Here is a 12,840-nt window from a genome sequence, read left to right as displayed (position 1 = left end):
CTACTCCTTGGCCCGGCGCCAGGCCGTGCTGTGGGTTTCATAGCGGCGCACCAGCCAGCTCAGCGGCCAGGCCATGACGAAGTAGCACACCAGCACGATGCTCCAGATCAGCGATTGGTTGCCCAGGGTGGTGATCAGTTGGCTGCCGGAAAACGTCAGGTCGGTAAGGGTGATCAGCGACACCAGCGAAGTGGTCTTCATCAGTTCCACCAGCTGGTTGCCCAGCGGCGGCAGCATGAACGGCAGCGCCTGGGGCAAAATCACCCGGCGCAGCGCCGCCAGCCGACCGAAGTCCAGGGCGCGCACCGCGTCGCGCTGGCCCTGGCTGACGTTGGCCAGCGCCGCGCGGATGATCTCCGCGGCGTAGGCGGAAAACGTCAGGCCCAGGCCAATCACCCCGGTGGCCATGGGCGGCAGGCGAATGCCGAACAGCGGCAGGATGAAGAACAGGTAGAACAGCAGCACCAGCGCCGACAGGCCGCGCAGCACCTGCATATAGGTCACGGCAAAGGCGCGCAGCAGCCGCGAGCGCGACAGGCGCATCAGGGCGATGGCGAAACCCAGTACCAGCACCAGCACTTCGGCCAGCACGGTGATTTCCACCGTGACCAGCGCGCCATGGCCCAGCTGCGTGGCGATGAACAGCGAGGTATCCAGCGTCACAGGCTGCAACGCTGTGCGGCGGTGACGGCGGGGTCTGGCAGTTCGTTCTCGGTGTAGCCGTATTTGCCGAGGATTTTCAGCAGCTCACCGGAGGCGCGCAGCTTGGCCAGTTGTTCGTTGAAAGCCTGGGCGAACGCCGGGTCATTACGCGGCAGGCCGTAGGCGTGGTAGTTCCAGGTGGGCTTGCCGTTGGCGTCGAGTATCTGCTCGAACGGCAGCGCACGCTCGATGGCCGGGCTATTGGCCTTGGCCACCAGGCCGATGATTTCGGCGTCGGGGAAATACACCACGTCCACGCGGTCGGCTTCCAATGCGGCCAGGGCTTCGGTGTCCTTGTCGAACAGCACCACGTTGGCGCTGGTGATGCCGCTGTCCCTGGCTTCCTGCACCTGGTTGGAACCAGTCTGGGTGGCCAGGCGCGCCTTGCCGTTGGCTGCCACGTCCTTGAGGCTGTGCAGTTTCAGCGGGTTGCCGGCCTTGACGATGAAGGCGCCGCCGGAGCGGGTGACCGGGTTGGAGAAGCTGATCACCTTGCAGCGGCTGGGGTTGATGAACAGCCCGGCGCCGATCAGGTCGAAACGCCCGGCGGCGAGGCCCGGTACCAGCGAGCCGAAGTCGGTGATGGGCGTGTCGATGTGGGTAATGCCCAGCGGCTTGAGAATGGCCTGCAGCACCTCGATGTTGGCGCCGGTGGCCTGGCCGTCGGTGCCGATGTAGGCGTAGGGCTGTTCGTTGGCGATGCCGGCGGTAAGGCCGTCGCTGCGGCCCTTGTCCAGCAGGCCGGCAGCCAACGTGGCGGTGCTGCACAGCAACAGCGCGGCAAGCAGGGGCAAACGTTTGTTGATTGTCATTGGGGAAAGCTCCTGTGATAAGCACGCACCGACCTGTGGGAGCGGGGGGGGGGGGGGGGGGGGGGGGGGGGGGGCCCCCCCGCCCCCCCCCCCCCCGGGGGGGCGCGGGCGGCCCGGGGCGTTGTGGGCCTCCAAAAGCTCGCTGGCAAGCCAGCTCCCACAAGGAATCGGCGGGTGAGACGGTAGGGGAAGTCAGCTGCCCTGCAGCGGCTTGGCGTCTTCGAAGAAGTAGTCCTGCCACGACGCCGGCTTGTGCTTGATGGCGCCCACGCGGTACATGAACTCGGCCAGCGGGTAGGTGTTCTTCGGGTTGATGGTGAACTCGAAGCGCGGGTTGCTGATGATCTTCAGCAGTTCGGCGCGGTCGATCTTGGCATGGGTGACGCGGATGTAGGTGTCGGCGGCGCCGGCCTTGTCCTTCTGGATGTAGGCGGCGGCCTCGGTCAGCGCTTCGATGAAGGCGTGGTAGGTCTTGGGGTTGTCGTTGCGGAACTTCTCGGTGGCGAACAGCACGGTGGGCGAATTGGGGCCCAGCAGGTCGTAGGTGTCCAGCACGGTGTGCACGCCGGCCTTGGCCAGTTCCTGTTCCTGGAACGGCGGGTTGGAGAAGTGCCCGGTGACCTCGGTGCCGCCCGACGTGATGCTGGTGGCAGCGTCGGGGTGGGGCAGGTTGATGGAATACTGGTCCAGGCGGGCGAAATCCTTGTCGCCCCACAGCTTGGCCGACGCGTATTGCAGGTAGCGCGACTGCACCGAGACGCCCACCGCCGGCACGGCGATGCGGTCCTTGGCAGTAAAGTCGGCGATGGTCTTGACGTTGGGGTTGTTGCTGACCAGCAGGTACGGGAAGTTGCCCAGCGACGCCACGGCCTTGACGTTCTGGCGGCCGTAGGTGCGGTCCCAGATGGTCAGCAGCGGGCCGGTGCCGGCGCCGGCGATGTCCACCGCACCGGCCAGCAACGCGTCGTTCACGGCCGAACCGCCGGACAGCTGGGTCCAGTCCACCTTGATGTCCAGGCCTTCCTGCTTGCCGTATTTTTCCACCAGCTGCTGGTCGCGCACCACGTTGAGCAGCAGGTAGACCACGCCGAACTGCTCGGCGATGTGCAACTGGCCCTCGGCCTGGGCCGCGCTTGGCATCACCAGGCTGCCCGCCAGCAGCGACAGGCCGAGGCCCAGGGCGGTGGTCAGTTTGCTCAGGCGGGGAAACGCGGTGCTCAGTGATGCCATGGGGGTTCTGCCTTGCTGTCAGCGGGTAGGTGCGCTGAAGATATAGCTATAAGAGAATAAATTTAAATAACTTAAATTCATAAACTAATACCCGCCCATTCAGCCCTCCGCCGGTTGCCCGGTGAAGGTGTCCCGCCAGCCCAGGCAGCGCTTTTCCACGGCGGCCAGCAGGCCATCGCTGAGCTTGCCCAGCAGCGCCAGCACAATGATCGCCGCCAGCACGATATCGGGCCGCGAGGTCTCGCGGCCGTCGCTCAGCAGGTAGCCCAGGCCACGGGTGGCGGCGATCAGTTCGGCGGCCACCAGGAACATCCACGCCAGGCTCAGGCCGCTGCGCAAGCCGGTGAACAGGCCGGGCAGGGCGGCGGGCAACAGGATCCGCCGCACCAGTTGCCAGCGACTGAAACCGTAGATACGCCCTACCTCCACCAGCTTGCGGTCGATGTCGCGGATCGCCGCCACGCCGTTGTGGTACACCGGGAAGAAGGCGCCGATGGCGATCAGCACGATCTTCGAGGTTTCGTCGATGCCCAGCCACAGCAGCAACAGGGGCACCCACGCCAGGCTGGGGATGGAGCGCAAGCCCGCGAAGGTGGGCGCCAGGTAGGCTTCGGCCTCACGGCTCAGGCCCACCCAGGCCGCGAACACCAGCGCCAGGCTGGCACCGATGACGAAGCCCACAACCACCCGCGCCAGGCTGGCACCAATGTGCTTCCACAGCGCGCCCTCGGCCAGGTCGCGCAGGGTCAGCACGACGTCGCTGGGGGCTGGCATCTGGTAGGCCGGCAGCCAGCCTGCGCGCACCACGCCTTCAAGCATCAGGATGATGGCGATGGGCAGGGCCAGGGCCTTGAAGCGCTTGGTCATTTGCCGGCGACCGATTGGTCGAAACCTGGGGTGATCAGTTGGTCGATCACCTGGTTGACGTCGGTGCCGCGGCGCACCAGGTCTTCGGACACCAGGATGGGCGCGGCGGCCTTCGAGGCAGCAACGTCCTGAGTGGTCAGTTGCGGGCTGCCCAGGTCAGTGCGCGACAGCTGCAGCTTAGCCACGTCCAATGGCAAACCTGCTTCGCTGGCGAGCAGTTGCGCGAACTCCTCGGGGTGGCCGACGGACCACTGGCGCGCCTGTTCATAGGCGCCGATGACGGTCTTGATGGTGTCCGGGTGCTCCTTGGCGTAGCGCTCGGTAACGCTGACCACGCCGTAGCTGTTGAAATCGCGGTTGCGGTACAGCAGGCGCGAACCGGCCTGCACCTGGCTGGCGGCCATGTGCGGGTCCAGCCCTGCCCAGGCGTCAACGTCGCCTTTTTCCAGGGCCACGCGGCCGTCGGGGTGCTGCAGGTGCACCAGTTCCACGTCGTCCTTCTTCAGGCCGGCCTGCTGCAGCGCGCGCAGGGTAAACAGGTAGGGGTCGGTGCCCTTGGTGGCGGCGATCTTCTTGCCTTTCAGGTCCGCGACGCTCTGGTACGGCGAGTCCTTGCGCACCACCAGCGCGGTCCACTCGGCGCGGCTGTACACGTACACCGACTTGATCGGCGCGCCGTTGGCGCGGCTGAGCACGGCTGCAAGGCTGGCCGACGAGGCAAAGTCGACACCGCCGCTGTTGAGGTACTCCAGCGAGCGATTGCTGCCCTGGCTGAACACCCAGTCCACCTTGGTTTGCGGCAAGGCTTTCTCCAGGAAACCGAAATGCTTGAGCACCAGGCTTACCGGCGAATAGTAGGCGTAGTCCAGGTGCACCTCGACTGGCGGCGCATCGGCGGCCTGGGCCGTGGGGTGCACGGCCAGCGTCAGGGCGCAGGCGCCGATCAGGGAGTAGAAGAGGGTGCGTTTCATGAGGTGGGCTCCAGGGCTGTTGTTATGTCGGAAAAGTCGAAATGGGCATGGCTTTTCTGCTGGAATGGAATATTGCAGGCTTTGTGCCAGTTGCTGGGACGGGGGTTCCAGAGGGGCTTGGGCTGTTACTGCTGTTCACTGCTCAACAGGCTGTGGGATCACTGTTGCTCACGCAACACTGCGCCCATGACGCGGCCTGCGGCCGCTGCTACGGGTTTTGTGTGGGCTGGGTATACTGCGGCGCAGACTTCTAGGAGATCGACCATGGAAAACACCACCTGGCACGCTGACCCACTGACCTGGGGCCACGGCCCGCGGGTGTTCGAGGTGTTCCTCGAACCCACCTGTCCGTTCTCGGTGCGCGCCTTCAACAAGCTTGACGACCTGCTGGCGCTGGCTGGCGAAGACCGCATCACCATCAAGGTGCGGTTGCAGTCCCAGCCCTGGCACCTGTTCTCTGGCGTGATCGTGCGGTGCATCCTGGCGGCGTCGACACTGCCCGGCGGCAAGGCCAATGCCAAGGCGGTGATGGCGGCGGTGGCCGCGCACCGCGAGGAGTTCGAGTTCAGCCACCACGCCAGCGGCCCGAACCTGGACGCAACGCCCAATGACATCATTGCGCGTATCGAGCAGTACAGCGGCGTGGAATTGGCCGAGGCGTTTGCCATTCCCGATCTGGACCGGGAGACAAAGTGGCACTGCAAGTATGCGCGGCAGAACGGCATTCATGTATCGCCGACGTTTATGGTTGATGGCTTGGTGCAGGGGAATATCAGCAGTGGTGATACTGTCGACCAGTGGCTCGCCCAGCTGAAATAACGCCCTTTAGCGTTGCGCGTCGATGCCCTGCCGCGCAACCGTCCAACTGGTGGCGTTGGGACGCGCGTCATCCAGCGCCGGCGGCTCACGATAGGCCGCGTAATCCCGGCCTATCGCCTCGCGCAGCACCGCCGGCAAGGCTTCGATACCTGCCACCGTCTGCCCCATGGCATTGAACACCATCAACCCCGGCCGGCTACCCATGCGCATGAACGGCAACCACGGCGCAATCCGCACCCACGCCAACGCCGCGTTCGCGCTGTCGGTCTCTTCGCTGAGCAGCGCCTGGCGGTCAGCCACGAAATCGAAGATTTCCATGGCATGGTAGTGGTTGCCCACGTATTCCTGGTAATCGCCGGCCAAGGGGTTGGGGTAAAACAACGGGATCTCGCTGGCGGCAAATACGCGCTCGCCCTGGACGCGGAAGGGGGAGGCCAGCGGCTGGCCGCCAGCGTCGCGCTCGAAGAACGGGCGCAGGTTCACCGGGTCGTTGGCGACGTGCATTACCGGCACCTCGGTTTGCGTCCAGGGGTTGTGCCAGGTGTTCAAGGGCTCGCCGGTCACCGGGTCGAGGTACAGCATCAGTTCGCGCGACACCAGCCGGAACCCGGCGCCACGCTGGGGATCGTGCAGGCTGGCGCATTGGCGAATGTTCATGCCCTCGACCTTGAACAGCAGGCGGTCAGGCTCGCCCTCACGCCGCGCCCAGGCCTGGCCGGACCAATGGAATACCACCGGCTTGCCGTCCACGGTGGAGCCATGGAGTTTGCGCAGGGCGGTGAGCGCGCCCAGGGGCTGGTGGAGATCGATCATGGCAAATACTTCCCTGGTGGGTAAATGCCCGCAGTCTACCGCCGGAACGTGCAGAAACAATGGAAAAAACCCCGCCAACCACCGGCGCAGGCTACGCTGAGCAATGGTTTTTCCAGCCCTGAAGGTCGACCATGACTGATCCACTTCCCGAACCCCAGGCCGTCTGCAGCCCTATCACCAGCAGCGTGATTTTTATCGTCGCCAGCGTAGCGCTGGGCGCGGAAGCGGCCGCCACAGTGCGTAGCTGGTGCGGCGACGTGGCGGCGCTGACCCGTACCGTGGGCAAGCGCGTGCCAGACGGCAAGCTGTCCTGCGTGTGCGGCTTCGGCTCCACGGCCTGGGACGTGCTGTTCGGCGCGCCGCGCCCGGCGCAGCTGCACCCATTCCGCGAATTCGGCCCCGAAGGCCGCCGGGCGCCGGGCACCGCCGGTGACCTGCTGCTGCACATCCGCGCCGACCGCATGGACCTGTGCTTCGAACTGGCCACCCAGCTGTGCACCGCCTTGGGCGATGCCATCCTGGTGGTGGACGAGGTGCAGGGCTTCCGCAATTTCGACATGCGCAGCATGGTCGGCTTCGTCGACGGCACCGAAAACCCCGCCGGCCGCAAGCTGACTGAATCCACCCTGATCAACAGCGAAGACCCGGCTTTCGCCGGCGGCAGTTACGTGATGGTGCAGAAGTACCTGCACAACATGACTGCCTGGAACGCCCTGAGCGTGGAAGACCAGGAGCGGGTAATCGGCCGCAGGAAGCTTTCGGATGTGGAACTGGACGATGACCACAAGCCCAGCAACTCCCACAGCGCCCTGACCACCCTCACTGAAAACGGCCAGGAAGTGAAAATCCTCCGTGACAACATGCCGTTCGGCCGCCCGGGCATGGGCGAGTTCGGCACCTATTTCATCGGCTACGCACGCTCGCCGTCGGCCCTGGAGCACATGCTGGAAAACATGTTCGTGGGCCGCCCGGCCGGTAATTACGACCGCTTGCTGGACTACAGCAAGGCGGTGACCGGCGGATTGTTCTTCGTGCCTTCGGCGGAACTGTTGGAGCAGTTGGCGGAGCGCAAACCCTGACGCGGCCTTCGGCCGCTGCTACGGGGGGAGCGCGGTACCTGTAGCAGCGGCCAAAGGCCGCGTCCCAGGCACCGCGCAGTGTCACGCGATCAATGCGGCGCGCGCGGAATGGTCTTCAGCAGGTCTTCCGGGGTGATATGCCCCACAACGCTCTTGTTGCTACCCGGCGGCGCCAGGTCGAGGATGTGGCCTTTCATCTTGCCGATGACGTGCATCTCGCACGGCTTGCAGTCGAACTTCAGGGTCAGCACTTCATCGCCATGAATCAGCTGCATCGGCGCGACCTTGGTGCGCACGCCCGTCACGCCTTTCGCCTGTTTGGGGCACAGGTTGAAGGAGAAGCGCAGGCAGTGCTTGGTGATCATCACCGGCACTTCGCCCGGCTCTTCATGGGCCTCGTAGGCGGCGTCGATCAACTTCACGCCGTGGCGGTGGTAGAAGTCGCGCGCCTTCTGGTTGTAGACGTTGGCCAGGAACGACAGGTGCGAGTCGGGGTACACCGGCGCCGGCACGGTCTCGGCCTTGCGGCCACCGCGTGGGTGGGCGGCGACGCGCGCTTCGGTCAGGGCCTCGATCACTTCGCGGCGCAGGGCCTTGAGCTGCGAGTTGGGGATGAAGTACGCCTGCGGTGCGTCGAGCTTGATGTCGGTGGCGTGGTACTGGGTGGTGCCCAGTTGGCCCAGCAGGTCATGCAGCTGGTCCAGCGCCTGCTCGGGCTTGTTGGCCGCGCCAAACGGGCCGTCCAGGCTGACGCTGGCACTGATGCCTTCCTCGCTGGTGACGGTCAGTTGCAGGCGCTCTTCGCGCAGCTGCGCCTTCCAGTTCACGCCAATGCGGCGCTCGGCAGAGGTTTTCTGCAGGGCCTGTTGCCAGTTGTGGTCCAGGTTGCGGTTCAGCGGGTGGTTGGGGCGCGCCTTGTACAGGTCGGCCGGCATCTCGTTGGGCTCGACGCGGTAGCGGTAGCGCTTCTCGCCGTCTTCCTCGAACTCGCCCTTGGGCTCGGCGATGTTGGCGCGGAAACCCACCACTTCGCGCTTGATCTGCACGTTGAGGCCGTCACCGTTGGTCAGCGGCTCATGGGTGACCACCTGCAGGTCGCGCTTGCCGACCTTTTCCACCACGCCCACGGCCAGGCCGGTGAAGGTAGGGGTGTCGAAGGCGCCGATGTCGACCTTGCGGTCGGTGACGAAGTAGTCGGTGCTGCCGCGGTGGAAGGTCTTGTCCGGGTCGGGCACGAAGAAGTGTGCGGTGCGGCCGCTGGAGGCGCGGGCCAGGTCCGGGCGGCCTTCGAGGATGTCGTCCAGGCGCTGGCGGTAGTAGGCGGTGATGTTCTTCACATAGCCCATGTCCTTGTAGCGGCCTTCGATCTTGAACGAGCGCACGCCGGCTTCCACCAGGGCGCGCAGGTTGGCGCTCTGGTTGTTGTCTTTCATCGACAGCAGGTGCTTCTCGAACGCCACCACGCGGCCCTGGTCGTCTTTCAGGGTGTAGGGCAGGCGGCAGGCCTGGGAGCAGTCGCCACGGTTGGCGCTGCGGCCGTTCTGCGCGTGGCTGATGTTGCACTGGCCGGAGAAGGCCACGCACAGGGCGCCGTGGATGAAGAACTCGATGGCGGCATCGGTTTCATCGGCAATCGCGCGAATTTCCTGCAGGTTCAGCTCGCGCGCCAGCACCAGCTGCGAGAAGCCGGCCTGATCGAGGAACTTGGCGCGCTCAAGGGTGCGAATGTCGGTCTGGGTGCTGGCGTGCAGCTCGATGGGCGGAATGTCCAGCTCCATCACACCCAGGTCCTGGACGATCAGCGCGTCGACGCCGGCATCGTACAGCTGGTGGATCAGTTTGCGCGCCGGTTCCAGCTCGTCATCGTGCAGGATGGTGTTGATGGTGGTGAACACGCGGGCGTGGTAACGGCGGGCGAATTCCACCAGGCGGGCGATATCGGCCACCTCGTTGGCGGCGTTGTGGCGCGCGCCGAAGCTTGGGCCGCCGATGTAGATGGCGTCGGCGCCATGCAGGATGGCCTCGCGCGCGATCTCTACGTCGCGGGCAGGGCTCAGCAATTCCAGGTGATGCTTGGGTAGGGACATGTTTTTTTAGTCAGGCTTTTGCACGGTCAAGGCGGGCATTGTAGCGGTGAAATAGATGCAGTGGCAGCTTTCCCGTAGCAGCTGCCGCCAGGCGGCGTCCGCTGGCGGCGCTGACTTTGGCGTGCGGGACGCGGCCTGCGGCCGCTGCTACGGGAACTACGCCTTGGCGGCCATGGCGGTGACTTCCACGCGCATGCCTTCCACCGCCAGCGACGCCACGCCCACCGCGGCGCGCACCGGCCAGGGCTTGGCGAAGAAGCGCTGGTACACCTCGTTGAACGCGGCACGGTCGGCCATGTCGGTGAGGTAGATGGTCAGGTGCATCACCCGGTCCATGGAGCTGCCGGCACGTTCCAGCGCCACTTTCAGCGCCTGCAGGGTACATTCGCTCTGGGCGGTGATGCTACCCAGTTCCAGGCTGCCGTCAGCACGGGTGGGGATCTGGGTGGAAACCAGGATGCCATTGAAGCTGGCGACGTCGGAAGAGATGGAGTCCGCGTCCGGGTCAGGAAGGAAAGTCAGCATGTGCACCTCGGGGGTCAGCTTTATGAAAGGCGGGCACCATACCGCCAACCCAGCCGCTCAGCCAACTTTCTCGGCCAGCGAGCCGCCCAGCACGTACAGCGCACCACCCACCACCAGGAACGCCGCCAGCACGTAGAACATTGCCGCAGGCGCCAGCCACGCCAGGGCCAGGCCGCACACCACCGGGCCCAGGGCGCCGCCCAGGTTGGAGAGGTTCTGCGCCGCGTAGTACATGCCGCGCAGGTGCGTGGGGGCGATACGGTCGATGAACATGTACTCGGCCGGGAACACGATAATCTCGCCCAGGGTGAAGATGAACATCGCCAGCGCCCAGGCCGTGAGGCTGTGCGCCACGGAAAAGCCCACCAGGCCCGCCAGGAACAGCGCCAGGCCGACGATCAGCCACGGCGTCAGGCGCCGCGAATCGATGTGCTTGCCCACCACGTACTGCAGGCCGATGACCACGGCAGCGTTCACCGCCAGCACCGTGCTGATGACCGCGTACACCTGCTGCGGGTCGCTGGTCAGCACCAGGTATTGCGACAGGTAGGCGGTGAACTGGCCAAACACCACCGCACTGAGAATGCCCCCGAAGGTGAAGCACACCAGGCGCCGGTCCCTGAGCAGCACCTGGCCTACGCGAATGAAGGAAAACCCTTCGCTGGCGGCCACGGGCCCGCTCAGCTGGCGGTCGCCATGCAGCGCGTACAGCCCCAGGAAAACCAGGCCCAGCAGCGCCGACAGCATGAACGGCAGCTGCAGGCTGATGCCCGCCAGCCCCGCCCCCATGAAGGGCCCCACGGCGTAGGCGATATTGATCAAGGTGTAGCGCAGGGAGAACACCCGGGCCTGTTCGTGGTCGGGCAGCAGGCGGCCGAAGCTGGCCTTGGCCACCACGTCGATCACCGAATAGGCGAAGTTGAAGGCCACCAGGAACAGGAAGAACACCGCCAGGCTGGACGTCAGGCACATGCCCACGAAGCCTGCGACGAAGCAGCCGGTGAAGGCCAGGATCAGCCGGTAGGGGCTCAGCCGGTCGGTGAGGTAGCCGCCATACAGGCTCAGCACCGAACCCGCCACCAGCGCACCGCCAATCACCGCGCCCACGGCGGACACGTCGAGGCCGTAGTGGGAAGTCAGGTAGATGACCAGGTAGGGCAGGGTGATGGCCCGGCCCAGGGTCAGCAGGAAGGCGCTGGCCAACAGCAGGTTGACGGCGAGAGGGTAGTGCCGAAGGGTGGCGAGCATGGGGCGTCCAGGCGATTGCGTGAACCACCGATCGTAGCAGCTGCCGCCAGGCTGCGTCACGGGCCCACGCCCCCCAACCGGTAGCCGGACGGGCCAAGGTTCACCGCCACCTCGTAGCAGCAACTGTCTGTGTGGGAGCTGGCTTGCCAGCGAGTTTTCAGCGCCTCAACAGCTCGCTGGCAAGCCAGCTCCCACAGTATGTAGCAGCGGCCGTAGGCCGCGTCACAGGGGTTACACGTGAATCAGTGCCACCGAGAAAAACAGCACCAAAATGGCGGCAAGGGTGAGGTGAACATTCATGGCGGCGTCGTCCGTTGGCAAAGTGAATGCACGCAGCTTATGAAGCTTCACGCTGAAGGGGTAATTGATCAGGCAGATTTGGACTATCAGCGTGATTGATGGCCCGGTAACCCGCGGCAAAACACAGCATCGCGAACACTGAACAGCCGAGCATCACCCCGGCCATGGCGTGGGCCGAATGGCCGTCGTAGAGCAGGCCCACCAGGAAACCCGACGCTGCCCCACCGGCCATCTGCAGCGCCCGCAACAACGCAGCGCCCGAGCCGGCCACCTGGTGCAGGTCGTCAAGCGAGGCGTGGGTGGCGTTGGGCATGACCAGGCCGGTGCACACATTGCTCAGCACCACCAAGGCCGCCAGTTCCAGCATGGGCGCGCTGGCGAACGCGCTGCACAGCACCAGCCCCACGCTGCAACCCAGGCTGGCCAACAGGCTCACACCGATGATGCGCGCCTCGCCCCAGCCGCTGCGAATCAGCCGCCCGTTCAGCCACGAGCCGCCCAGGGTGCCCAGCGCGGTGGCTGCGAACAGCACGGCAAAGCCCTGGCTGCTCAAGCCCAGGCCGTCCATGAACACCAGCGGCGAGGCGGTGATGTAGGCGAACATACCGGCGAAATTCAGCGCCAGGATCAACGCGCACACCACGAAACGGCGGTTGCGCAGCACCTGGCGATACGTGGCGACCAGCGGCTGCGCGCTGCGTTTGGCCGGCGGGTGGGATTCGTGCAGCGACAGCCTGGCGCTGGCCAGCAAGGCCACGCCGGCAAGCGTCAGCACGGCGTAAATGCTGCGCCAGCTGCCCAGGCTGAGGATGCCGGCGCCCAGCAGCGGGGCCAGCAACGGCGCGACGTTGTTGATGGCCACCAGTGCGCTTTGCAATGAACGGCCCTGGTTGCCGGTGAAGGCATCCCGCACGATGGCGATAGGCATGGCCGCTGCCGCACCCGCCGCGGCGCCTTGCAGCAGGCGGCTGGCCAGCAGCACGGGCATGCTCGGGGCCAGCGCACAGGCAAGGCCGGCGAGGGCGAACACGGCCAGCCCGGCGAACAGGATGGGCCGCCGGCCCAGGCGGTCCGATAACGGCCCGAACAGCAGCGGGCCGAGGACGAAGCCCAGTATGAAGACGGTGATGGTCTGCGCCGCCGAGGCGGAGCCGCTGTGCAGCGCGCTGCCCACCTGGCTGATGGCCGGCAGCGCCATGTCGGTGGACAACGGCGGCAGGGCGGTGCAGGCGCCCAGCAGCAGGATATAGCGCCAGGGGGCATGGGATGTGTTCATCGCAGGTGTCTCGTCGGGCCAATCCCTGATCCTAGCGAACGCGCAGGCCAGGGCAAAATGAAACCTGTGGCGGCTTCCGCAGCTCTGCGCCGGGCCTTGTGTACACTGGGG

General features: G+C 65.7%; 12 protein-coding genes. 2 read left to right on the top strand and 10 right to left on the bottom strand.

Annotated elements, in window-relative coordinates:
• From ehuC to AC0SZ7_RS04470, 5 genes are all read right to left on the bottom strand, one after another.
• Positions 1-672 (bottom strand): ectoine/hydroxyectoine ABC transporter permease subunit EhuC, encoded by a 672-nt coding sequence (ehuC, locus tag AC0SZ7_RS04490; RefSeq protein ID WP_475503225.1) that lies wholly within the window; start codon positions 670-672, stop codon positions 1-3.
• Positions 660-1,514, bottom strand: coding sequence for an ectoine/hydroxyectoine ABC transporter substrate-binding protein EhuB (ehuB, locus tag AC0SZ7_RS04485; protein ID WP_475503224.1), 855 nt, complete (start codon positions 1,512-1,514; stop codon positions 660-662). Before ehuB ends, ehuC begins: the two co-directional genes overlap by 13 nt.
• A 192-nt stretch (positions 1,515-1,706) precedes the next feature.
• Positions 1,707-2,744: an ABC transporter substrate-binding protein gene (locus tag AC0SZ7_RS04480; RefSeq protein ID WP_475503223.1), complete on the bottom strand. Its 1,038-nt coding sequence runs from the start codon at positions 2,742-2,744 to the stop codon at positions 1,707-1,709.
• A gap of 99 nt (positions 2,745-2,843) precedes the next feature.
• Complete coding sequence (locus AC0SZ7_RS04475; protein WP_475503222.1) at positions 2,844-3,611, bottom strand: ABC transporter permease; 768 nt, start codon at positions 3,609-3,611, stop codon at positions 2,844-2,846.
• The gene (locus tag AC0SZ7_RS04470) at positions 3,608-4,582 is read right to left on the bottom strand and encodes an aliphatic sulfonate ABC transporter substrate-binding protein (RefSeq protein ID WP_475503221.1); all 975 of its coding nucleotides are present in this window, start codon (positions 4,580-4,582) and stop codon (positions 3,608-3,610) included. The genes AC0SZ7_RS04475 and AC0SZ7_RS04470 overlap by 4 nt, the downstream gene beginning before the upstream one ends.
• Before the next feature lie 264 nt (positions 4,583-4,846).
• Here AC0SZ7_RS04470 and AC0SZ7_RS04465 point away from each other — a divergent pair, with 264 nt between their 5' ends.
• The gene (locus AC0SZ7_RS04465; RefSeq protein WP_475503220.1) at positions 4,847-5,401 is read left to right on the top strand and encodes a DsbA family protein; all 555 of its coding nucleotides are present in this window, start codon (positions 4,847-4,849) and stop codon (positions 5,399-5,401) included.
• Between the two features lie 6 nt (positions 5,402-5,407).
• Here AC0SZ7_RS04465 and AC0SZ7_RS04460 read toward each other — a convergent pair whose 3' ends face one another.
• A complete protein-coding gene (locus AC0SZ7_RS04460) occupies positions 5,408-6,214 on the bottom strand; it encodes a DUF1838 family protein (protein ID WP_475503219.1) in 807 nt (268 codons plus the stop codon).
• Between the two features lie 131 nt (positions 6,215-6,345).
• Between AC0SZ7_RS04460 and AC0SZ7_RS04455 the strand changes: the two genes are divergently transcribed.
• Positions 6,346-7,293 carry a Dyp-type peroxidase gene (locus tag AC0SZ7_RS04455; protein ID WP_475503218.1) on the top strand — a complete coding sequence of 316 codons (948 nt, stop codon included), beginning with the start codon at positions 6,346-6,348 and terminating at the stop codon, positions 7,291-7,293.
• An 89-nt stretch (positions 7,294-7,382) separates the two neighbouring features.
• Here the strand turns inward: AC0SZ7_RS04455 and AC0SZ7_RS04450 are convergent, their stop codons facing one another.
• From AC0SZ7_RS04450 to AC0SZ7_RS04435, 4 genes are all read right to left on the bottom strand, one after another.
• Positions 7,383-9,380 carry a peptidase U32 family protein gene (locus AC0SZ7_RS04450; protein ID WP_475503217.1) on the bottom strand — a complete coding sequence of 666 codons (1,998 nt, stop codon included), beginning with the start codon at positions 9,378-9,380 and terminating at the stop codon, positions 7,383-7,385.
• A gap of 156 nt (positions 9,381-9,536) precedes the next feature.
• The gene (locus AC0SZ7_RS04445; protein ID WP_475503216.1) at positions 9,537-9,905 is read right to left on the bottom strand and encodes a RidA family protein; all 369 of its coding nucleotides are present in this window, start codon (positions 9,903-9,905) and stop codon (positions 9,537-9,539) included.
• A gap of 57 nt (positions 9,906-9,962) precedes the next feature.
• Positions 9,963-11,153 (bottom strand): MFS transporter, encoded by a 1,191-nt coding sequence (locus AC0SZ7_RS04440; RefSeq protein ID WP_475503215.1) that lies wholly within the window; start codon positions 11,151-11,153, stop codon positions 9,963-9,965.
• A 337-nt stretch (positions 11,154-11,490) separates the two neighbouring features.
• Positions 11,491-12,729 carry a multidrug effflux MFS transporter gene (locus AC0SZ7_RS04435; protein WP_475503214.1) on the bottom strand — a complete coding sequence of 413 codons (1,239 nt, stop codon included), beginning with the start codon at positions 12,727-12,729 and terminating at the stop codon, positions 11,491-11,493.
• Between the last annotated feature and the right edge of the window lie 111 nt (positions 12,730-12,840).

This window comes from Pseudomonas sp. JC1203, from assembly GCF_056175065.1.
Note: the sequence above shows the minus strand (reverse complement) of the source record. Positions and strands in the feature narration are given on the sequence as shown.

What these genes read in the sequence shown, in the direction of transcription:
- AC0SZ7_RS04475 (WP_475503222.1), bottom strand. Translation starts at nt 3,611, where the DNA reads ATGACCAAGCGCTTCAAGGCCCTGGCCCTGCCCATCGCCATCATCCTG.
- ehuB (WP_475503224.1), bottom strand. Translation starts at nt 1,514, where the DNA reads ATGACAATCAACAAACGTTTGCCCCTGCTTGCCGCGCTGTTGCTGTGC.
- AC0SZ7_RS04440 (WP_475503215.1), bottom strand. Translation starts at nt 11,153, where the DNA reads ATGCTCGCCACCCTTCGGCACTACCCTCTCGCCGTCAACCTGCTGTTG.
- AC0SZ7_RS04455 (WP_475503218.1), top strand. Translation starts at nt 6,346, where the DNA reads ATGACTGATCCACTTCCCGAACCCCAGGCCGTCTGCAGCCCTATCACC.
- AC0SZ7_RS04450 (WP_475503217.1), bottom strand. Translation starts at nt 9,380, where the DNA reads ATGTCCCTACCCAAGCATCACCTGGAATTGCTGAGCCCTGCCCGCGAC.
- AC0SZ7_RS04480 (WP_475503223.1), bottom strand. Translation starts at nt 2,744, where the DNA reads ATGGCATCACTGAGCACCGCGTTTCCCCGCCTGAGCAAACTGACCACC.
- AC0SZ7_RS04460 (WP_475503219.1), bottom strand. Translation starts at nt 6,214, where the DNA reads ATGATCGATCTCCACCAGCCCCTGGGCGCGCTCACCGCCCTGCGCAAA.
- AC0SZ7_RS04465 (WP_475503220.1), top strand. Translation starts at nt 4,847, where the DNA reads ATGGAAAACACCACCTGGCACGCTGACCCACTGACCTGGGGCCACGGC.
- AC0SZ7_RS04470 (WP_475503221.1), bottom strand. Translation starts at nt 4,582, where the DNA reads ATGAAACGCACCCTCTTCTACTCCCTGATCGGCGCCTGCGCCCTGACG.
- AC0SZ7_RS04435 (WP_475503214.1), bottom strand. Translation starts at nt 12,729, where the DNA reads ATGAACACATCCCATGCCCCCTGGCGCTATATCCTGCTGCTGGGCGCC.
- AC0SZ7_RS04445 (WP_475503216.1), bottom strand. Translation starts at nt 9,905, where the DNA reads ATGCTGACTTTCCTTCCTGACCCGGACGCGGACTCCATCTCTTCCGAC.